The organism is Marinomonas mediterranea MMB-1 (assembly GCF_000192865.1).
Lineage (GTDB): Bacteria > Pseudomonadota > Gammaproteobacteria > Pseudomonadales > Marinomonadaceae > Marinomonas > Marinomonas mediterranea.
Genome location: NC_015276.1, coordinates 1,309,187 through 1,329,591 on the forward strand (window position 1 = coordinate 1,309,187; position 20,405 = coordinate 1,329,591).

At 43.6% G+C, this 20,405-nt stretch carries 20 protein-coding genes; 17 read left to right on the forward strand and 3 right to left on the reverse strand.

Annotation, left to right across the window (positions count from 1 at the left end):
* Window positions 1-468: 468 nt before the first annotated feature.
* The gene (locus tag MARME_RS05900) at window positions 469-1,257 is read left to right on the forward strand and encodes a DODA-type extradiol aromatic ring-opening family dioxygenase (RefSeq protein ID WP_013660346.1); all 789 of its coding nucleotides are present in this window, start codon (window positions 469-471) and stop codon (window positions 1,255-1,257) included.
* Window positions 1,258-1,355: 98 nt separating this feature from the next.
* On the opposite strand, the gene MARME_RS05905 is transcribed toward MARME_RS05900, so the two are convergent.
* On the reverse strand, window positions 1,356-2,855 hold the full coding sequence (locus MARME_RS05905; RefSeq protein ID WP_013660347.1) for an alanine/glycine:cation symporter family protein: 1,500 nt from the start codon (window positions 2,853-2,855) through the stop codon (window positions 1,356-1,358).
* 358 nt (window positions 2,856-3,213) lie between these two features.
* On the opposite strand from MARME_RS05905, the gene MARME_RS05910 reads away from it, so the two are divergent.
* Window positions 3,214-3,516, forward strand: a complete 303-nt coding sequence (locus tag MARME_RS05910; protein ID WP_013660348.1) for a DUF6482 family protein — start codon at window positions 3,214-3,216, stop codon at window positions 3,514-3,516.
* Here the strand turns inward: MARME_RS05910 and MARME_RS05915 are convergent.
* Entirely contained in the window at window positions 3,508-4,227 is a 720-nt protein-coding gene (locus MARME_RS05915; RefSeq protein WP_013660349.1) for a GntR family transcriptional regulator, read from the reverse strand. The genes MARME_RS05910 and MARME_RS05915 overlap by 9 nt on opposite strands.
* A gap of 165 nt (window positions 4,228-4,392) precedes the next feature.
* Between MARME_RS05915 and MARME_RS05920 the strand changes: the two genes are divergently transcribed.
* From MARME_RS05920 to rpoS, 13 genes are all read left to right on the forward strand, one after another.
* Window positions 4,393-5,511, forward strand: coding sequence for an aromatic ring-hydroxylating dioxygenase subunit alpha (locus tag MARME_RS05920; protein ID WP_013660350.1), 1,119 nt, complete (start codon window positions 4,393-4,395; stop codon window positions 5,509-5,511).
* 29 nt (window positions 5,512-5,540) lie between these two features.
* Complete coding sequence (locus MARME_RS05925; RefSeq protein ID WP_013660351.1) at window positions 5,541-6,497, forward strand: PDR/VanB family oxidoreductase; 957 nt, start codon at window positions 5,541-5,543, stop codon at window positions 6,495-6,497.
* A 140-nt stretch (window positions 6,498-6,637) separates the two neighbouring features.
* Window positions 6,638-8,272, forward strand: a complete 1,635-nt coding sequence (locus MARME_RS05930) for a CTP synthase (protein ID WP_013660352.1) — start codon at window positions 6,638-6,640, stop codon at window positions 8,270-8,272.
* A 67-nt stretch (window positions 8,273-8,339) separates the two neighbouring features.
* Window positions 8,340-9,635 (forward strand): phosphopyruvate hydratase, encoded by a 1,296-nt coding sequence (gene eno / locus MARME_RS05935; protein ID WP_013660353.1) that lies wholly within the window; start codon window positions 8,340-8,342, stop codon window positions 9,633-9,635.
* A gap of 104 nt (window positions 9,636-9,739) precedes the next feature.
* Window positions 9,740-10,018, forward strand: a complete 279-nt coding sequence (locus MARME_RS05940) for a septum formation initiator family protein (RefSeq protein WP_013660354.1) — start codon at window positions 9,740-9,742, stop codon at window positions 10,016-10,018.
* Complete coding sequence (gene ispD, locus MARME_RS05945) at window positions 10,015-10,704, forward strand: 2-C-methyl-D-erythritol 4-phosphate cytidylyltransferase (protein ID WP_013660355.1); 690 nt, start codon at window positions 10,015-10,017, stop codon at window positions 10,702-10,704. Before MARME_RS05940 ends, ispD begins: the two co-directional genes overlap by 4 nt.
* Before the next feature lie 46 nt (window positions 10,705-10,750).
* Entirely contained in the window at window positions 10,751-11,239 is a 489-nt protein-coding gene (ispF, locus tag MARME_RS05950; protein WP_013660356.1) for a 2-C-methyl-D-erythritol 2,4-cyclodiphosphate synthase, read from the forward strand.
* Entirely contained in the window at window positions 11,239-12,417 is a 1,179-nt protein-coding gene (gene truD, locus MARME_RS05955; RefSeq protein WP_013660357.1) for a tRNA pseudouridine(13) synthase TruD, read from the forward strand. The genes ispF and truD overlap by 1 nt, the downstream gene beginning before the upstream one ends.
* Window positions 12,414-13,175, forward strand: coding sequence for a 5'/3'-nucleotidase SurE (gene surE, locus MARME_RS05960; RefSeq protein ID WP_013660358.1), 762 nt, complete (start codon window positions 12,414-12,416; stop codon window positions 13,173-13,175). The genes truD and surE overlap by 4 nt, the downstream gene beginning before the upstream one ends.
* Entirely contained in the window at window positions 13,172-13,834 is a 663-nt protein-coding gene (locus MARME_RS05965) for a protein-L-isoaspartate(D-aspartate) O-methyltransferase (protein WP_013660359.1), read from the forward strand. Before surE ends, MARME_RS05965 begins: the two co-directional genes overlap by 4 nt.
* Entirely contained in the window at window positions 13,827-14,741 is a 915-nt protein-coding gene (locus MARME_RS05970; protein WP_013660360.1) for a DUF368 domain-containing protein, read from the forward strand. The genes MARME_RS05965 and MARME_RS05970 overlap by 8 nt, the downstream gene beginning before the upstream one ends.
* 47 nt (window positions 14,742-14,788) lie before the next feature.
* Window positions 14,789-15,658: a peptidoglycan DD-metalloendopeptidase family protein gene (locus MARME_RS05975; protein WP_013660361.1), complete on the forward strand. Its 870-nt coding sequence runs from the start codon at window positions 14,789-14,791 to the stop codon at window positions 15,656-15,658.
* A 27-nt stretch (window positions 15,659-15,685) separates the two neighbouring features.
* Entirely contained in the window at window positions 15,686-16,675 is a 990-nt protein-coding gene (gene rpoS, locus MARME_RS05980) for an RNA polymerase sigma factor RpoS (RefSeq protein WP_013660362.1), read from the forward strand.
* A 140-nt stretch (window positions 16,676-16,815) separates the two neighbouring features.
* Here the strand turns inward: rpoS and MARME_RS05985 are convergent, their stop codons facing one another.
* Window positions 16,816-18,213: an AhpA/YtjB family protein gene (locus MARME_RS05985; RefSeq protein ID WP_013660363.1), complete on the reverse strand. Its 1,398-nt coding sequence runs from the start codon at window positions 18,211-18,213 to the stop codon at window positions 16,816-16,818.
* Window positions 18,214-18,409: 196 nt separating this feature from the next.
* Here MARME_RS05985 and serB point away from each other — a divergent pair, with 196 nt between their 5' ends.
* Together serB and MARME_RS05995 are read left to right on the forward strand one after the other, a co-directional pair.
* Window positions 18,410-19,324: a phosphoserine phosphatase SerB gene (gene serB / locus MARME_RS05990; RefSeq protein WP_013660364.1), complete on the forward strand. Its 915-nt coding sequence runs from the start codon at window positions 18,410-18,412 to the stop codon at window positions 19,322-19,324.
* 128 nt (window positions 19,325-19,452) lie between these two features.
* Complete coding sequence (locus tag MARME_RS05995) at window positions 19,453-20,388, forward strand: LysR family transcriptional regulator (protein WP_013660365.1); 936 nt, start codon at window positions 19,453-19,455, stop codon at window positions 20,386-20,388.
* The last annotated feature ends 17 nt before the right edge of the window (window positions 20,389-20,405 follow it).

A 20,405-nucleotide genomic window follows, 5' to 3' on the forward strand; every position in this document is an offset into this window, starting at 1 on the left:
AGGTAATTGGCTGTATCTGAGCGCGGCATCAATGTAACTGTGGTGCTAGAAGTGTTTTCGCTGATTTCGAATTAGTCTTGAAAATTCAGCGTGTTGATAGTGATTGCTAAATTGAGACTGGCTCAGAATATCAATCAATTGAGACTGGCTGACCCATTGATAAGAGGGATTTTGACTGCTTAATGTATTTCAATAGTAGTAATGTTGTTTCTAATTCTTGTGTTTTTATATTCGGTGTAAAAGTTCTGTGAGCGCTGTTGGGTGAGGAAGAATCGATAAGACTGATATTTTTGTTGATAATTTTGAAATAATGAATTGTTTTTTATGTTGTTTATTGTCTAATTAAGCAATAGTAATATAGACGCTATTCTGTTGGGTGAAAGACAGTAACGGCCGTTCTAAAGCGTTGTCTGATACGTCACCCAGTTATTTAGATTTATTCTCGAAGAAAGAGAAAGGGGTATGACAATGTCAAATATTGCTTTTGTTTCGCATGGTGGTGGACCGCTTCCTGTATTGGGTGATCCTGCACATACTGAATTGGTGAATACGTTAAAATCCTTATCAACTGAGCTGCCAGCCAAACCTTCGGTTATTGTTGTGGTGAGCGCTCATTGGGAAACCGATGGGTTTGAAATAACGGCAAGCGCACAACCGGATTTATTGTACGATTACTATGGCTTTCCCGATGAATCGTATAAATTGACCTACCCTGCGCTTGGGGCACCAGAACTCGCTCAGGAGCTAACCAATAAGCTATCGAAAAATGGTATCAAGGCACGCTTAAACAAAGTACGTGGTTATGATCACGGTGTCTTTATACCTTTAATGTTGATGTATCCTGACGCTAGTATTCCGGTTCTTGAAGTATCTGTGGACAATACATTAGACCCAGAGCTTCATTGGAAAATGGGCGAGGAGTTAGGAAGAGCATTACCTGATGATGCTCTTATTATCGGGTCTGGCTTTAGTTTCCATAACATGCGTGCGTTTTTTAGCCCAAAAACGGGTAGTTTTAAATCCGTCGTTAATCATTTTCAGACCTGGTTAGATGATACGATTACTCAAGAGAGCTTTTCCGTAGAAGACGTAAAAGAGCGTTGGAAAGGGTGGGCAGATATTGATGGCGGACGTTTTTGTCATCCGAGAGAGGAGCATTTGATTCCTGCTATCGTATGTCATGGGGCTGCGCAAAAACAAGGTTCTGCGATACCATTTGAAGCACTAGGTGTAGAAGCTCGTCACTTTAAGTGGTAAGTTATAGACAATATTAGGTAAATAAAAACCGCTAAACGATTATGACGTTTAGCGGTTTTTTGAAAGTAGTTGATGTTAAATAAGCACTCAATGAGTGATTATTTTTTGTTTTCTTCTTCGTAGCGTTTTTCCCAGAAGTCCGCGCCTTTAATGCCCAGTGCTTTAGGGTTAAAGGTAAACTTCTCGACGCCTTTTGCTTTTTGCTCTTCGTAGTCTTTTAGCGCTTTCATAGTAGGTTTCGCCATAAAGAATATGACGAGTATACCCACGATGTTAATCCACGCCATCAATCCAACACCGACATCACCTAGGTTCCAAATGTAGCCTGCCGTGTTTACCGTGCCGTATGCGACCATAAACATGATAACCAGTTTTACAATTGTTAGAGGGATGTTGAGCTTTAACGCTTGACGTAAATAAGCAACGTTTGTTTCCGCAATGTAGTAGTACGCTAGAATCGTAGTGAAAGCGAAGAAGAACAATGCAAAGCCGACAAATACGGGGCCTATTCCTCCAAACACGCTTTCAAGCGCCATTTGCGTAAACGCAGGGGAAGAAATGATAACGGAAGGGTCTACGTTTTGTATCAGGAACTGACCTTCAGGCAGTGTTCCTTGTACATTGTATTGCTGCGTGATTAGAATCATGAGCGCAGTAGCGGTACATATGAATAGGGTATCTACGTACACCGAGAATGCTTGAACCAACCCCTGCTGCGCAGGATGCTGAACTTCTGCTGCCGCTGCTGCGTGTGGTCCGGTACCCTGACCTGCTTCATTTGAGTATACGCCTCGTTTCACACCCCAGCCAATGGCTGCACCTAAACCTGCTTGAGCGGTAAATGCATCTGATACAATGAGTGAGAAAATACCCGGTACGGCGTCAATATTGATAAAGACAACAATCAATGCCATCACAATATAGCCCAAGGCCATGAAAGGGACGACAATTTGGGTAAAGTGAGCGATGCGCTTTATGCCACCGAAAATAATGAAGGCAAGTACGACCAAGATAACGGCAAGAGCAACCAGTTTTGTTGTGCCAACATCACCATATGAGCTAGAGACAATGCTACCTTCGCCGAATACTTGAACAACGGCATTACCTACAGCATTTGCTTGAATGCCCGGTAGGAACACGCCACAGGCGATAATAGAGGAGAGTGCGAAAAGAACACCTAACCAGCGCCATCCTAAGCCACGGTCAAAGTAGTAGGCAGGGCCACCACGATATTGGCCGCCGTCGTTTACTTTATACAGTTGACCCAGTGTTGATTCTGCGTATGCAGTACTGGCCCCCAAGAAGGCAACGACCCACATCCAGAAAACAGCGCCAGGACCACCGAATCCAATTGCCGCTGCTACCCCTGCAATATTACCGACGCCAACTCGACCCGATAATGAGACTGCAAGTGCTTGGAAGGAGGATATCCCTTCTGATGACTCGTTTGAATTGAATAGCAAGCGCCACATTTCTTTGAAGTGGCGAACTTGTGCGAAGCGTGTAAGTAATGAGTAGAAAAGGCCCACACCTAGACAAAGGTATATAAGAGCAGGGCTCCAAATTATTCCGTTTAGAAAGTCTATAAATCCTTCCATTAAAGTCTCCGAGTAATAGCGTTTCGACGCTTGTATTATTTTTATAATAGAGATGTAACGAGTGTTTCGAGGGAATCTCTATCGAGTTATTTAGCGAAAAACGAATAAAAGCTGTGTGATGAAAAATGCAAAATATGTGCATATTTGGTGCGACAGACTTGCTTTTACATTTCTTCTGCACTAAATGAGGGCGAAATTTATCATAAAAAAGTCATGGTAGTAATGCATTTTTTCATTATTTTGTGCTTTTTTAGATCCTTTTGCAGTTTGTTGCCGTAAAAGTTTATAAGCACTTTTCGCGATGTGGGCTGAGTGTGATGTTATTCCCAAACTGTTGAATTGCTAGTGGAGAAACCCTATGAAGGTGTCAGATCTAAGGCATATTGATGTATTTGATAAAGTACGAATTCATTCTCTTGAATCGAGTCTATATCAACTTTCTGTGATCGTGGATGGAAGTGAAGACTATGTGCATAAAGATTCAGGTGGGTTCTTAACCAGCCACAACAAACTTGATCTTCAGTCTTTGTTTACTGAAAAAATGGTTGGTGAGATGGTGTTATGCCATCAAAGTGCATACGATGAAATGGTCGGGCAGCCAATGAAAGAAGGTGGAAATATGCTCGAAGTACCTCTAGGAAATAGTTCTCTCTCAGTGTGACTTATTTTTGATAAGTTTTATGCCTTCTTTTTTGTCGACGTCGTGGTACCTGTGAGCGTGTCCTAACGTAGCGTGTGCATGCTCTCTCATGATCATTTCTGCGCGAGCGCTTTGTTTAGAAACGATGGTTTGATAAATATGGTGGTGTTGGGTGTGTGCAAACTGGAATCGCTTTGTTTCTTCGATCATGTTGCTTTTGTCATAGGCTAAAGCACTGACGGACGCGAAAGGAATGTGCTCATCTCTAGAGAGTGCTATCGCAATAGCTTGATTATCTGCAACTTCGATTATAAGTTGATGGAATGCTTTGTTCATATCGTGATAGTGCTCGATGTCCGTTTCCATTAGGGGAAAGTGACCTTCAAAAAGTGTATCTCCTATCTTTAAGAGAGTCTCGAAGCGAAATTTTTGCTCTTCAGTAAGGCCTTTTTCCGCCGCTCTTCTGGCTGCTAGACCTTCAAGAGCGCCTCGAACTTCGACCGCTCCCTCAATTTCTTCAATCGAAACAGATCTCACTTCATAACCTCTCCCTGAAAGTTTATTTAATAGACCTTCTTGTTCCAGAGCTCTAAAGGCAATTCTTATGGGGGTTCTAGATACACCAAGTTTTTCTGCCGTTGGTATTTCGGCCAGCCGTGCACCTGCTGCGAATTCACCTGAAAGAATCATTTGTCGTAATGTGGTTAAAATTTGTTGACCAGATTTTGCCATAAGAGTGTTTGCCTTAACTATTGGATCCAATAGTTTCTTATTTTTCGGTGTTTATCGAGTGATTATGCATTAATTGGATCCATTTAGGGATTTTTAAATAGGATAAATAGCTCAATTCCGATTATATTGGATCCAATAAGAACAAAAAGCCCAATGGAGCCTAAGATGACGAATCAAACTTACCCTAAAAATGCATGGTATGTCGCTGCTATGTCAGAAGAAATCGGTTTAGAAAAGCCGCTAGGTAGAAAGGTATGTGGAGAGCGAATCGCCTTCTATCGACCTAAACCAAATGAGGTGGCAGCTGTGCTGGATTTTTGTCCGCATCGCGGTGCGGCTCTTTCATTAGGGTATGTTGAAGATGGTTTGCTTGTCTGTGGTTATCATGGATTAAAAATCGGAGAAGATGGCAAAACCAAAGCTATGCCATTACAGCGTGTTCAAGGTTTTCCGTGTATGAAGGCGTATGCTGTCGAAGAGCTGTATGGGTTTATTTGGGTATGGCCCGGCGATCAATCTCAGGCGGACGCGAGCTTGATTCCTCGACTAGAATGGGCGGAAAGTGATGACTGGGCTTACGGTGGAGGGTTGTATCACATTAAGTGTGATTACCGTCTTATGATCGACAACCTAATGGATCTGACACACGAGACTTATGTACATGCCTCAAGTATTGGACAAAAAGAGATTGATGAGTCTCCCGTATCAACGCAATCGGAAGGAGATGAGGTAATTACCAGTCGCTATATGGAGAATATTATGGCGCCACCGTTCTGGCAGGCTGCGTTGCGTGCGAATGGGTTGGCGGATGATGTCCCTGTTGATCGTTGGCAGAGATGTCGTTTCACTCCTCCGTCTAATGTCATGATTGACGTTGGTGTTGCTCATGCGGGCAAGGGCGGCTACGACGCTCCAAAAGAGTTTAAAGCAAGCAGTATTGTGGTGGATTTTATTACACCTGAAAACGACGATACTATGTGGTATTTCTGGGGGATGGCTCGGAACTTTAAAGCCGATGATGAGGCATTAACAGACAGTATTCGTGAAGGCCAAGGTGGTATTTTTCAAGAGGACCTAGAGGTGCTCGAATATCAGCAGGTCAACTTGAAAGCGTTTCCTGATTATGACTTGCTAAAATTGAATATTGATGCGGGTGGCGTTCAATCTCGACGAATTATTGAGCGACTTATTCGCACAGAGCAAGACTCGTCTAAACTTAGTAAGAATGGCATTGTTTCTGATTTAAAGGTTGAAGAGAGGCCTTTGCAAACTATTTCCTTCTAATTCACGGATTGCTTTGGAGATTAACAGCGATGATTGCGGTAGAAGTAAAAAATGTTGTACTTGAGGCGGACTCTGTTGTTCGCCTTGTATTGGGGAGGCCGGATGAAGGTTTACTGCCTAGTTTTGATGCGGGGGCGCATATTGAGCTGACATTGCCGAGTGGGTTAATTCGTCAATATTCATTGTGTCGATTGCAAGCGGATGAGCGCTATTATGAAATTGCGGTGCTAAAAGATCCTGCGTCAAGAGGGGGCTCAGAAGAGGTGCATGGATTAACAATAGGCGAGCATTTATCGATAAGTGAACCTAGAAACCACTTCCCACTCGTGAGTCCGACAAGAAAAGCTTTGCTGATTGCTGGTGGTATCGGAGTAACGCCATTGTTGCCAATGGCGCAAACCTTGTCTCGTTATGGTACGCCGTTTGAATTTCATTATTGCTCTAAATCACCTCGCCATGCCGCGTTTTCCAGTGCGCTTGAAAGTGGCCGCTTTGCTGATAAAATGCACTTCCACTACAGTCTAGTACCTTCTTCTGGGCGGATGGATATTCGCGCGGTTTTAGCTGATAAGGTCAGCGATACTGAGCTGTATGTATGTGGGCCTGCTGGTTTTATTACTTCTGTACTTGAGGAAGCGAAGACATTAGGTTGGTCGGAGAGCCGATTGCACCGTGAGTTTTTCTCTGCTCCCATTGACGAGTCGGCAGATCTTACAGACAGCGCTTTTACCGTTAAAATATCGAGTACCGGTGATGAGTTTGTCGTGGCGGAAGATCAAACCATTTCGCAAGTGTTAGAAGATAATGGTGTGTTTCTGCCCGTCTCGTGTGAAGAAGGTGTCTGTGGAACCTGCATGACAGATGTTCTTGATGGTATACCGGATCATCGTGATGTTTTTCTAACAGACAAAGAGCATCAAGAAGGTAAACTTATTATGGCGTGTTGCTCTCGTGCTAAAACAAAAACACTGACATTGGATTTGTAGTCGATTATTTTCATAAAACGCGTTTTGCTTCATTGAGCAAAACGCCCCTCAATGCTATCATTTCCCCCCGTCCTGAAGGTGCGTTATCAAGTACCTCAATTTCAATCGATTCTATACATTTTAAGGCGGGCTAATAACACATGGCGACACGATATATTTTCGTCACAGGCGGCGTGGTTTCTTCTCTAGGTAAAGGACTTGCATCGGCATCTCTTGCTGCAATCCTTGAATCGCGTGGTCTGAAAGTTACCATGCTAAAGCTGGATCCATACATTAACGTCGATCCAGGTACAATGAGCCCATTTCAACACGGTGAAGTTTATGTGACTGATGACGGTGCAGAAACGGATCTGGATTTAGGCCACTATGAGCGCTTTATTTCAACTCGCATGAGTAAGCGTAATAACTTCACATCTGGTCGTGTCTATCAAGATGTTCTGAAAAAAGAGCGTCGAGGCGACTACCTTGGTGGTACTGTTCAGGTTATCCCACACATTACTGATGAAATTAAACGTCGCGTTATTGCTGGTGCAGAAGGCGCGGACGTTGCTTTGGTTGAGATTGGTGGTACGGTTGGTGATATTGAATCTCAACCTTTCCTTGAGGCGGTTCGTCAACTTAAGGTAGAACTTGGTTCGCATCGTGCCTTGTTCATGCATTTGACACTGGTTCCTTACATCCGTACTGCGGGTGAAACTAAAACAAAACCAACTCAGCACTCCGTAAAAGAGTTGCGTTCGATTGGTATTCAGCCAGACGTCCTAGTATGTCGTTCTGAAGTAAGCATTGAAGCGCCAGAGCGTAAGAAAATTGCTTTGTTTACTAATGTTGATGAGCGCGCAGTAATATCGCTGCCTGATGCGGATACCATTTATAGAATCCCTCAAATGTTAGCGGATCAAGGGTTGGATAGCTTAATCGTTGATCGTTTCAACCTAGATGGCAATATCGCCGATCTCAGCATTTGGAATAAAGTTGCTCAAGCTAAGCTTAACCCTGAAAAGCAAGTTAATATTGCTATGGTGGGTAAGTATATGGAGCTTTTGGATGCCTATAAGTCTCTTATTGAAGCAATGGATCATGCTGGTATTCATGCTCGCACGAAAGTGAAATTACACTACATTGATTCAGAGAAAGTGGAAGAAGAAGGAACGTCTATTCTAGAAGGAATGGATGCAATTTTGGTTCCTGGTGGGTTTGGTGAGCGTGGTGTTGAAGGTAAAATTCGTACTGCTCAGTATGCTCGCGAAAATAAAACCCCTTACTTAGGTATCTGTTTAGGTATGCAAGTAGCGGTCATCGAATTTGCTCGAAATGTAGCAAATCTTTCCGGTGCACACAGCACGGAATTTAACTTAAAAACAGAGAATCCCGTCGTTGGTTTGATCACTGAATGGACTAACGCAGAAGGTTCCAAAGAAATCCGGTCAGAGGAATCCGATCTTGGTGGAACAATGCGCCTTGGAGCTCAGGACTGTAACTTGGTGGAAGGCACGAAAGCATTCGAAGCCTACGGCAAGCCAGTTGTCAGTGAGCGTCATCGCCATCGTTATGAAGTAAACAACTATTATCTTGAAGCGTTAGAGAAAGCGGGTTTGACGATTTCTGGTCGTTCAGCCGATAGCTCTCTCGTCGAGATGGTGGAAATTGAAGATCACCCTTGGTTTGTGGCATGTCAGTTCCACCCAGAGTTTACTTCTACACCTCGATATGGACACGGCCTGTTCAGTGCATTTGTTCATGCTGCACTGAAGTTCGCAGGAAAAGAAAAATAACTTTTGCAAACAGGTGTTTGTGACTATTTCATTTTTATGAAGGTTCATCTAAATAAAGGGGTTTGTTATGAGTCAAATCGTTGATATTAAGGCCAGAGAAGTACTGGACTCCCGCGGTAATCCAACTGTTGAAGCGGACGTATTTCTTGAGGATGGCGCTTTTGGATCAGCGTGTGCACCTTCTGGTGCCTCTACCGGTTCTCGTGAAGCTTTAGAGTTACGTGATGGAGATAAGAGCCGTTACCTAGGTAAAGGTGTCTTAAAGGCGGTTGCTGCAGTAAATGGCCCAATTCGTGACGCTTTAATCGGTAAAGACGCAACGGCGCAAGCAGAGCTTGATCAGATCATGATTGATCTGGATGGAACTGAAAACAAATCTACTTTTGGCGCGAACGCTATTTTGGCGGTTTCTTTGGCAACTGCAAAAGCAGCGGCGGTTTCTAAAAAAGTACCATTGTATGCTCACATTGCTGACATAAACGGTACCTCTGGCGAGTTCTCTATGCCTGTGCCGATGATGAATATCATCAATGGCGGTGAGCATGCCGATAACAACGTCGATATTCAAGAGTTTATGGTTCAGCCTGTCGGCGCGCCAAACTTCCGTGAAGCGCTACGTTACGGTGCTGAGATTTTCCACGCACTGAAAAAAGTGTTAACCGCTCGCGGTCTAAATACTGCAGTTGGTGATGAGGGTGGGTTCGCTCCTGATTTGTCTTCTAATGCCGAAGCGCTTGCTGTCATTAAAGAAGCGGTTGCAGCTGCGGGTTATGAGTTAGGTAAAGACATCACCTTGGCGATGGACTGTGCTTCTTCTGAATTCTATGAAGATGGTAAGTACAACATGAAAGGCGAAGGCAAAGTGTTCTCTTCTGAAGAGTTCTCTGATTACCTTGCTGAGTTGTGTGAAGAATATCCAATCGTATCGATTGAAGATGGTCAAGACGAGTCTGATTGGGATGGCTTTGCTTACCAAACTAAGATTCTTGGGGATAAAATTCAACTAGTAGGTGATGACCTATTTGTTACGAATACTAAGATTCTTAAGCGTGGTATCGATGAAGGAATTGGTAACTCTATCCTTATTAAGTTCAACCAAATTGGCTCTTTGACCGAAACGCTTGAAGCAATCAAAATGGCGAAAGCAGCAGGTTACACTGCCGTTATTTCTCACCGTTCTGGTGAAACTGAAGACGCTACGATTGCTGACTTGGCTGTCGGTACGGCTGCTGGTCAAATTAAGACAGGTTCTTTATGCCGTTCTGATCGTGTGTCTAAGTATAACCAATTGCTTCGCATCGAAGAGCAATTGGGTGGAAAAGCACCTTATAACGGTCTTTCTGAGATTAAAGGTCAGGCGTAATTTCGTTCTGATTTTAAAAGGGAGAACATTTGTTCTCCCTTTTTTATTTTCTTTGATCTACTTTCGATGAATAATGGACGTCTTCTAACAGTATTATTTTCTTTATGACCCAGCGCATTATTCTTATTACGTTATTTATCCTAGTCTGCGTCCTGTCGTATCGCCTTTATTTTGGCGATCAAGGAATTAAACGGCAGGAAGAGTTGGCTAAGCAAGTCGAATATCAAGAGCGTATTAACGATAGGCTTAGGCAGCGCAATGATGCCTTGCGAGCGCAAGTGAGCGATTTAAGGCAAGGTGAAGAAGCGGTTGAAGAGCATGTTAGAGCGGAGCTGCAGTACATCAAAGAAGGGGAAACCTTCTATAGAATGGTCGAAAAATGAGTAAGAAATTTTGGGTTGTTATTCCCGCAGCGGGTGTTGGGAGAAGAATGCAATCTGATTGCCCTAAGCAATATTTAGACATTTCGGGAAAAACGGTCTTAGACCGAACTATTTCGGTATTTATAGAGCGCAAAGATATCGAGGGAATCGCCGTTGGTATCGGTGCCAATGACGCTTATTGGCAAGACTCTATTTGGGCGGAACACTCTAATGTTCATTCGTATGTTGGTGGGTCTGAGAGGTCTGAAACCGTGCAAAATGGGTTGTCCTTTTTGTTGGATCAACATGGCGTTACGCCACATCAATCTGTCTTGGTTCATGATGCTGCGCGTCCTCTACTTCCTCAAACGGCACTCGATAAAATTCTTAGCCATGATGGCAAGTTTGGGTGCATATTGGCCTTGCCATGTAGAGATACCATTAAACAACAGCAACAGGGAAATGCGACGATTCACTCCACGTTAGATCGACGTCTTCTTTGGCAGGCTCAAACACCGCAATGTTTTCCTGTTGGTGCATTAAAAAAAGCGTTAGAGCAAGCGGTTCAAGACGGCGCATTGATCACAGATGAAAGCTCGGCTATGGAAAGGTTGGGCTGGCAGCCTGCGCTTATAGAGGGCGACGTACTCAATTTTAAGATAACGTCGCCTGATGATTTAATGTTAGCGAGAGCGGTTCTTCGTTAAGCGCGTACCTGACGCGTATTTATACTCGCTATTACTTGGAGAATATATGACACCTTTTCGTATTGGTCATGGTTTTGACGTTCACAAATTTGGACCAGGAGATCATGTTATTTTAGGTGGTGTTACCATTCCCTATGAAAGCGGCTTAATCGCTCATTCTGATGGTGACGTTGTGCTTCATGCTCTGACTGATGCCTTGCTTGGTGCGGCTGCATTAGGAGATATTGGAAAACACTTTCCCGATACAGAAGAAGAATTTGCTGGAGCGGACAGTCGGATGCTGATGAAGCACGCCTATGGCAGTGTTGTAAACTTAGGCTGGAAAGTCGGTAATGTTGACGTAACCATCATGGCACAAGCGCCAAAAATGCGACCTTATATAGATGAGATGCGTGCTCATATCGCCGAGGATCTTGGTGTTGATATTGAAGGCGTAAATGTAAAGGCCACCACAACAGAAAAATTAGGCTTCGTAGGGCGCAAGGAAGGCATCGCGGTTGAGGCTGTCGCCTTATTATATAAAGCGGATGTGTAATGGAAGAATACACAGAGTGCAAAGAAAGCCGCAATTACACAGAACTGAGTGACACTTTGAGAACAGATTGGTCATATGCTTGGGGCGCCCCAACCGTCAAAGGGAAGCTTAAAGTTTACCCTCAAGACTTCTATGTTGAGGAGTTGTTGGGCTTTGAGCCTTCTGGAGCGGGAGAGTTCCTATATATATTGATAGAGAAGGTCGGTGTAAATACCGATTATCTCGCGAAGCGTATTGCGCAAGTTTTTGATATATCTGTGAGCAAAATATCCTACGCAGGAGTCAAAGATCGTCATGCGTGTACAAGGCAGTGGTTCTGTTTGCATGTTTTGGGAAAGCAATTAGATTTGTCTACCTTGTCGGACGTGTTTCGAATGCCCGAACAAGTTCGTGTCCTAAAAGAAGTGAGACATTCGAAGAAACTAAAGACAGGCGGGCATAAAGGCAACCGTTTCGTGCTTAGAGTGCGGGAATTAGAGCGTCAAGACAGTGATCAGTTTTTAGAGCGGCTTGAGTTGATTAAGCGTTTTGGTGTTCCCAACTACTTCGGCGCACAGCGGTTTGGCATTGATGGCAATAATTTGCAACATGGGCTGGGTTTTGTTGGACGCGGACGGCAAAGTAAACGTCGCTTAAGCAAAACAGAAGGCTTTTGGTTATCCGCTATCCGCTCTTGGTTCTTCAATGAGAGTTTGCATCGGCAGGTTCTAAGTGGTCAATGGGAGCGCCTTTATGTTGGCGATATCATGCAATACTCCACACAGAATCAACAGCGTCGCGTTAAAGCGCTTTCAAATGAAACACTATTAGCTCTAAGAACAGGTAAATGCTCCCCCATTCACCCTTTGTTGAGTGATGGTTGGGAAAAAGGAACGAGTGAGATACGGGCTAAAGTCATACAAGAAATCATCGATCAACATTCTGATTTATATAAAGGTTTCTTAACATTTGAGTGTAGTCGTGAAGATCGTCTCACGCGAATCATTCCTGTGGATATGGCGTGGGAATTGCTTCAGAGCAAGCGCTCTGGTGATGACATAGAAACACCTAGAGAGGATCTCATTTTACAGTTTGAATTGCCTAAAGGGGCGTTTGCGACGACCGTGATGCGAGAACTTATTCTGCTTGAGGACTGCTCCCAATACGAGAGAAGTAAGGGGCGAGAGGAACGTAGGTGAAAGTATTAGTATCGAATGATGATGGCTTAGATGCGCAAGGCATTCAAACGCTTGCAGCGACATTGTCCTCAGAATATCACACAAGGGTTGTTGCACCGGATCGTAATCGCAGTGGAGCGAGCAATTCGCTAACCCTAACCCGACCTTTACAACCTGTTCAAGTTAGAGAAGGGCAATACCGCGTTGACGGTACGCCAACTGACTGTGTCAACTTGGGTATGTCAGGCGTAATTGAAGATTCTGAATTTGATGTGGTTGTATCTGGGATTAACCATGGGCCTAACCTTGGTGATGACGTGATATATTCTGGCACCGTCGCAGCAGCGCTAGAAGCACGACACCTTGGACGCCCAGCGTTAGCGGTATCTCTTGTTGGAAATACACATTTTGATACCGCTGCGAAGGTGGCGCTGCTTTTACTTAAAAGGCTAATCACGGACAGTCACTCTCTTGCGTTACCGCCTAAGATTATTCTAAGTATTAATGTCCCAGACCTTCCTTATGAGTCTTTGTCTGGTATTAAAATTACGCGTTTGGGTCATCGGCACTCTGCTCAACCTGCGGTTTCTGCTCAGCACCCCCGAGGAATAGAAAGTTACTGGATTGGTGCTTTGTCAGAGCCCTACGACGCCGCCTCCGGAACGGATTTTGATGCTGTTAAAAATGGCTATGTTTCGATCACACCAATTCATGCTGACATGACCTGTCATTCAGTGTTGTCAACGTTGGACGATTGGGCAGGCAGTATTTCTATATGACGTCGGTATTGAATGAGTTAGTGCGAAAAACAGAGCCCAGAGCCACGTCTATGTTGGCGTACTTACAAGAATCTGGTATTCATCAACCAGATATATTAAAGCTTATGGCAAGTTTGCCTCGTCATGAGTTTGTTGAGCCCGCTTTTTCTCACTTAGCTTACTCTCCGACACCGCTCCCAATTGGTAAAAATCAAACAATCAGCCAGCCTTTGACGGTCGCAAGGATGTCGGAATGGCTGCTTCAATATGCAAGACGCGGACGTGTCTTGGAGATAGGGACAGGTTCTGGCTATCAGACGTGCATTTTGGCGAATTTATTTAATAAAGTGCACACTATCGAGCGTCAAAAGGCGCTATTAGATCTGGCGATGAAACGTCTCGCAAATTTTGGGGTCTCAAATGTAGAGTTTCATCATGGTGATGGGCATTTGGGGTGGCCAACCAATATTTCTATGGACGCCATCATTGTCACAGCTTTGGCCTCTAAGGTGCCTCACGCCTTAACAAATTCACTAAAAGAAGGCGGTATTCTTATCATGCCGATTGAAGATGAAACCCCCTCTATTGGCTGCTGGCAAAAGACGGGAGAAAAATGGCGTCGTTTGGAGTTTGCTCCAGCGCAGTTTGTACCTATGTTAGAAGGAAAAGAAGATGCCTAAATGGCTTAAAACGTATTTAAGCGGCGTATTGATGGGCGCAGCTGATGTTGTCCCCGGTGTTTCTGGCGGGACAATTGCCTTTATTGTGGGGATTTATGATCGATTAATTCATGCGTTAAGTGGCGTGAATAAAGTCAGTGTTATCATGTTGTTTAAAGGTGATATTAAAGGGTTGTGGCAGCATTTCGATTTGGGCTTTTTGCTTGTGCTCGCTGCGGGAATTCTAACGAGTATTGTTTCTCTTGCAGGCATTATTACGCATGCATTGTCAGATTATCCAATCTGGGTTTGGAGCTTTTTCTTTGGTTTGATTTTGGCATCAGCTTGGATGCTTGCTAAAGAGTTTAATTTGTACATTCGTAAGAATGTACTGAGTTTGTTTGTTGGGGTTGTTGTTGGCGCGTCTCTATCCATGTTGGTCCCCATGCATATTAGCCTTTCGTTATCGCTCGTTTTCTTTGCAGGGATGATCGCAATTTGCGCAATGATATTACCCGGAATTTCGGGGAGTTTCCTGCTTTTGATGATGGGGTTGTATGGCGATATTTTGCTGTCGATTAAGGAATTTAACATAGTGGTGATCGCTGTCTTTGGCTGCGGTGCGTTAGTCGGCTTGCTAAGCTTCTCTAAACTATTAAACTGGACGTTAAATCGTTATCGAGAGTTGAGCATGGCGATGTTGACTGGAGTCATGTTAGGTGCTCTTGTGAAAGTATGGCCTTGGAAAGAAGTTACCGACGTGATGGTTGTAGGCGATAAGCAGGTTCCAGTATCTGAGGCCTTATTATTACCTTGGAATCTTGAGCATTACTCAATGTTTGGTGATTTCCTTGGCCCGTTATGTGTACTTTTACTCGGTCTTTTTTCCGTTTTTATAGTGCGATTCGCCTCAAATCGCATAAATTAACGAAAATTAACAGGCTATAAACTAACCGTAACTTTTGTTGTAGGTGAATGATTCTGATCACGTTGCTCATGGTCGAACAGCGACGAAACGCTCTAAAGCGTTTTATTAGTGTGACAATAGCAAGTTTGCTATTGTCTGCGTGCGCCTATGACAGCTTTCATTACCCCGATAAAAATTCAAATTCGCGAACGAATGCTTCTTCTAGGCCGCAGGTCACGCCTATGCCTGCGACGGGCATACATAAGGTTCAAAGCGGCGATACGCTGTTTGCCATTGCGTTTCAGTATGGTTTGGATTATCGCAAGGTCGCTGCTTTAAACAAGATTGACTCCCCCTATGTGATTTACCCAAATCAGAAAATCCGATTAATCGGCAAACGAAAAGCACTTACAAAAACAACGCCCCCTCAAAAGACGGTTAAGCCTAGTAAAACCACTAAAAAAACGGCTTCTAGTTCAACAAAAGCGAGCTCGAATGTAAAAAATGTAAAAAAAGTGAACTCTGCTAAAAAACTGCCGTCAAATAATAAGAAGATAACGAAAAAAGTTGAAAAGTGGCTGTGGCCAGTGGATGGAAAAGTGATTCGGGGCTTTTCAAGCAGTGGTGTTAGTAGTAAAGGTATAGACATCAAGGGAACAAAAGGTCACCATGTAAAAGCAGTAGCAGATGGCATTGTTGTGTATGCGGGTAGTGGGCTGATCGGATACGGTAAGCTTGTTATCATCAAACATAATGAAATCTATCTTAGCGCATATGCGTATAACGAACGTATATTAGTGAAAGAACAACAAAGTGTCCGAGCAGGAGATTCTCTTGCGATTATCGGCGGGAAAGGAAGCGAGAAACCTTTATTGCATTTTGAAGTGCGTAAAGACGGTCAACCAGTGAATCCACTAAACGTATTACCCAAACGATAACGACGCTACGTTGGGTGAGGAGGGGGCATGAAAGCGACTGAAATGGAAAAGACTGAGTTAGTTACTACACTTGCAGACAATGTTGATTTGGAACTTGACCTTGAAGAAGGCCAAGACACTACTGAATTCGATTCTGCAGTCAGTGCTCGTTACAGCAACGAAGATAACAGCAAATCGTTAGATGTTACGCAGCTATATTTAAGTGAAATTGGTTTTTCACCACTGTTAACGGCAGAAGAAGAAGTTTATTTTGCACGACTTGCTTTAAAAGGAGATGAGGCAGCACGCAAAAGAATGATTGAGAGTAATTTACGGCTCGTTGTAAAGATCTCAAGGCGTTATTTGAACAGAGGCTTATCATTACTGGATTTGATTGAAGAAGGTAATTTAGGTCTTATCAGGGCTGTTGAAAAATTTGATCCGGAGCGTGGCTTTCGCTTCTCAACGTACGCGACTTGGTGGATAAGACAGACCATAGAGCGTGCAATCATGAATCAGACTCGAACCATTCGTTTACCGATTCACGTTGTCAAAGAGCTCAATGTGTACCTTCGGGCTGCTCGGGAATTGACCCAGCAACTTGACCATGAGCCGAGCCCAGAAGAAATTGCGGATAAACTAGATCGTCCTGTTGAGGACGTTCAAAAAATGTTGAGTTTGAATGAGCGAATTAGCTCTATTGATTCTCCTCTTGGCGGCAGCGAAGGCGATAAAAGTCTTGTTGAGGTTATTCCTGATACGCAACATTCTAACCCTGAAGATGAGCGTCAAGAAGGGGATGTTCTCAACAGTATTGATGGTTGGTTAGATGCCTTAAATGAAAAGCAGCGAGAGGTCATTGCTCGTCGATTTGGTTTACGTGGCTACGAACCCAGCACGCTAGAAGATGTCGGTGCTGAGATTGGCTTAACGCGAGAAAGAGTTCGACAAATTCAAGTTGAGGCGTTACGCAAACTTAGACTGATGCTGGACAAGCAAGGTTTGTCTTTGGATGATGTTATTCAGCTCGATTACTAGTTCGATTGCACTAATTTAATAGAACTAATTCGATAGAACTACTTTGATTGAAAAGCCGTTAGATTTTTCTAGCGGCTTTTTTGTACCTGTCGTTCAATATTTGTCGTTGAGTTACGGTGTGCGATAGGGCGGGCTTTATCTCACACAACGGAATCGCTATCTTCTTCGTTGAGTGTTTCTATTGTATCGTCAATGACTTGCTGATAACGCTCTGAGATTCCTTTTAAGGTATATAGAAGCTTCTCTTCACCTTCAATCTCTACAACCTCAGGTAGACTGGTGACAATCCTATGTTGAAAGTCGGGAACGGTAACCATTTTCTCATCCAGCAAAAGCGTGTTGTATATATCCAGCGAGTCGTAAGCATCAAGTTCGGCTAAATGACTGTTTGCCTTCTCAGTATCAAACGCCTCTTTATCGGCCAGTTCTGATAGTTCATCATTGCAGGAGTGCAAGCTCAAATGATAGTTAAGAGTTGGCGTGTCTTTGTATAAGTCGCTTTCTAGTAAGTGTTTCATCAGACCGATGAAGAGTTGGCCTGTACAGACTGCATTCATATAGATACTGTCGTCGCAGTTCATTGTTTTAAAGAACACGAGTACAGAATTCCCTTTATATTGATGGACTATGCCTTGATAGTTCTCACTGGCTCTGAATAGGGCGCGGTAGATCGGAGTCAGTAAGTTGGCTACCTCTAGAGGCGAAAGTGACTCGTGCCAAGTATCTAAGCTGCAAAACTCAAAATACAATACACAGGTTTCTTTCTCTTTGGCCTCGATGATGCTTTCAAAATCGATCTCGAACTGCGACTCTTCAACTTTTTCTGATACGTCTTCTGGTTCCGGCGGTTTAGGCAGTTGCCATTCTAAGCTTTTGACAGAATGGAACGCGGCAGTGAGTTCATTGGCTTCAGCGTATGTTTTTCCCGGTAAGGGCGCGTCTTTGACTCCGTGTTTCATTGCTTGTAGCGCATCGATGACCTGATATATTGGAGCATATAGCCATTTTGTGACTAAAACGACAACGAGTGTTGCCAGCGCAGTGATAAAAATGGCAACACCAATAAGCAAATTATTTAAATGGGTTAATGTTTGCTGAGCGGGAGTTTTATCCAGAGTAATGAGAACATGCCCAACGATCTCGTCTCTGAATTTGACAGAGGAGCTATATACCCGTTGGTTCTCTGCAGGCCGCCAATCATTAGAAGGTGATGAGGTACTGCCGTTACTGCTTGCCTCTGCAAGCAATTCATCTTTTTTGTTATAGACGCGTGCGCTTAAAATATTTTCGTCTATTACAAGTCTATTCAACAGTACATTGAGACTCAGGAGGTCGTTCGTTAGGATTGATTGAGTTGCGTTAAATGCGGCTTGTGTTGCAAGGCTATTGCCTAGAACTTCAGTTTGTTGATTGAGATAATTGTCTAATGCAGATGTCATTGTGCTCCAGAAGACGGCCACCGCCACAACGATCAAAATGATGAATGTGGTCAATGTAATGATCATTGCAGAGAGCTTATTTTGTAGAACAGATAACATCGTGTTTACTTGCGGTTCCTTTTAACATCAGGATTTTTATAAAATATAACATTAATTCAACAAATATAGCCTGATTATATCGGCATGTTTGGTTTTTCTTTAGGGAGAGAGATAACTTCTTGTTAAAACGGGTAAGAATATTCTTAGCGGTTGTCTTATTTGTTATAGTTGTCCCCAAGAATAACTAGGAGTTAGCATGTCCCCCTCTATTACATTAATTGGCCGCATTAACGAAGCCTATCAAATTACTTTCGACGCATGGCTTTCAAGTCAATCGCTTGAGTTTGGTCAAACTAGGTTGTCTGATGATAGCGATAATTTCGACGTTTTTAGGTACGACCTTAGTGCTCCGTTGTCGACGGAAGTGGCTTCGAAACTGAAAGATGCCTTACTTGAGAAAGCCAATGTCACCGGAATTGACCATGTTCTGCAGTTGGCTACACACACTATCGAAGATGCAGGGTTAGCGGTGTTTGATATGGACTCTACGTTAATCAAAGCTGAAGTGATGGATGAGCTTGCGGTAGAGATGGGAATCGGTGAGCAGATTTCGGCGGTGACTGCCAGCGCGATGAGAGGTGAGATCGATTTTACTGAAAGCTTTACACAACGATTAAGCTTACTAAATGGCTTAAGCAGTGAAGTGATGGATTCGGTATATGAACGTATTGTTCACATGGATGGTATTAAAGTATTGATGTCAGCGCTTAATCGTTTCGGTTGGAAGACGGCGATACTCTCGGGTGGTTTTACCTATTTTGCAGATAGAGTTAAAGCTGATTATGACATGACCGAAGTTCATGCCAACGTATTAGAGGTTGTTGATGGTGTGCTGACTGGCAAGCATATTGGTCCAATTGTCGATGGAATACGTAAGGAAACTCTGCTTACCTCGCTAGTCGAGAAGTACGATGTCGACTGGACTAAAACCATTGCTTGCGGCGATGGTGCTAACGATTTATTGATGCTCAACCGTGCTTCGTTAGGGGTTGCTCTTCATGCTAAACCCATTGTGCGCGAGCAAGCCCCTAGTCCGATTAGCTACTTGGGACTCGACGGCATTCTCTATCTGTTAGGAATGACTTCGAAACAAATTCGCGACATTAATTAGAGTGGAAGACCTTGGGCTCTGTGCTAGTCTTCTAGCGTGACTAAGCTTCCATACTGTGCCTAACTAGGTGTTTACGATCTCTGATTCGCTCCTATTGAATAATTATAAAATAATAAGAGGAAACCTCTTTGACAGAAGTTAAGTTAAGCGATGTAGATTTGAATCTTTTGTATATTTATCTCGTTCTAATTGAAGAGAAAAATGTGACGAAAGCCGCTTCACGTTTAAAAGTATCGCAGCCCGCAGTAAGTCGTTCTCTTTCTCGCTTGAGAGAGGTGTTCGATGATCCGTTATTTGTACGTAATTCTCACGGTCTTTCTACGACTGCTCGCACGGATCAGCTTGCGCCACAGTTAAAAGAGATGATGGAGGCGCTAGAGACCTTAATTCAACCGTCTGAGTTTATTCCAGAGCAATCTACGCGTCGGTTTGTACTTTCGACTACGGATTTTGGCTCATTGACGGTATTGCCAAAACTTTTGGAGGCTTTTCGCGCCCAAGCCCCTCATGCCGTATTGGAAGTTAAAAGCTGGGATGAGAGCACGGTAAGTGATATGGGTAATGCCGAGATTGACTTGGCGGTTGCCGTTTTGTCTAAGGAACCACCGGCTGGTGTGAAAGGAATGCGGCTAAAAAGCGATACAATGGTGTGCTTAGCTCGAAAGGGAAACCCGCATATCACTAATGGCATTTTGACTTTAGAAGGTTATTTAGCAGCGCCGCATGTGCAAGTTGTGCTTGGTCGTCGTCATCAATACGCGGTTGATCGTGCACTGACTAAGTTGGGGCACAAACGTGAAGTAGCAGTTACATTACCAAACTTTGTACCTGCTGCTGCAGTCGTTCGCAATAGTGATTTATTGTTAACCGTGCCTAAGCTTTTCGCACAAGACTTCGCTGAGATTTCACCAAATTTAGAAGTGTATGATTTGCCATTTGAAGCTAAATCGTTTGATTACTCTATGATTTGGCACGACCGTTATCAACATGACGAAGCTCATAAATGGTTTAGAAAAATTATTTACGAAGTGTTCGAAGAGTATAAGCACCTATACGATGACTAAGCGATCCTGATCTGTTT

Bases quoted from the DNA above. Each gene is read 5' to 3' on its own strand.
- MARME_RS05965 (WP_013660359.1), top strand. From the start codon at position 13,172: ATGACGTCGGTATTGAATGAGTTAGTGCGAAAAACAGAGCCCAGAGCC.
- MARME_RS05905 (WP_013660347.1), bottom strand. From the start codon at position 2,855: ATGGAAGGATTTATAGACTTTCTAAACGGAATAATTTGGAGCCCTGCT.
- serB (WP_013660364.1), top strand. From the start codon at position 18,410: ATGTCCCCCTCTATTACATTAATTGGCCGCATTAACGAAGCCTATCAA.
- MARME_RS05970 (WP_013660360.1), top strand. From the start codon at position 13,827: ATGCCTAAATGGCTTAAAACGTATTTAAGCGGCGTATTGATGGGCGCA.
- MARME_RS05985 (WP_013660363.1), bottom strand. From the start codon at position 18,213: ATGTTATCTGTTCTACAAAATAAGCTCTCTGCAATGATCATTACATTG.
- rpoS (WP_013660362.1), top strand. From the start codon at position 15,686: ATGAAAGCGACTGAAATGGAAAAGACTGAGTTAGTTACTACACTTGCA.
- MARME_RS05940 (WP_013660354.1), top strand. From the start codon at position 9,740: ATGACCCAGCGCATTATTCTTATTACGTTATTTATCCTAGTCTGCGTC.
- ispD (WP_013660355.1), top strand. From the start codon at position 10,015: ATGAGTAAGAAATTTTGGGTTGTTATTCCCGCAGCGGGTGTTGGGAGA.
- MARME_RS05915 (WP_013660349.1), bottom strand. From the start codon at position 4,227: ATGGCAAAATCTGGTCAACAAATTTTAACCACATTACGACAAATGATT.
- MARME_RS05900 (WP_013660346.1), top strand. From the start codon at position 469: ATGTCAAATATTGCTTTTGTTTCGCATGGTGGTGGACCGCTTCCTGTA.
- MARME_RS05930 (WP_013660352.1), top strand. From the start codon at position 6,638: ATGGCGACACGATATATTTTCGTCACAGGCGGCGTGGTTTCTTCTCTA.
- MARME_RS05975 (WP_013660361.1), top strand. From the start codon at position 14,789: ATGATTCTGATCACGTTGCTCATGGTCGAACAGCGACGAAACGCTCTA.
- truD (WP_013660357.1), top strand. From the start codon at position 11,239: ATGGAAGAATACACAGAGTGCAAAGAAAGCCGCAATTACACAGAACTG.
- MARME_RS05910 (WP_013660348.1), top strand. From the start codon at position 3,214: ATGAAGGTGTCAGATCTAAGGCATATTGATGTATTTGATAAAGTACGA.
- MARME_RS05925 (WP_013660351.1), top strand. From the start codon at position 5,541: ATGATTGCGGTAGAAGTAAAAAATGTTGTACTTGAGGCGGACTCTGTT.
- ispF (WP_013660356.1), top strand. From the start codon at position 10,751: ATGACACCTTTTCGTATTGGTCATGGTTTTGACGTTCACAAATTTGGA.
- eno (WP_013660353.1), top strand. From the start codon at position 8,340: ATGAGTCAAATCGTTGATATTAAGGCCAGAGAAGTACTGGACTCCCGC.
- MARME_RS05920 (WP_013660350.1), top strand. From the start codon at position 4,393: ATGACGAATCAAACTTACCCTAAAAATGCATGGTATGTCGCTGCTATG.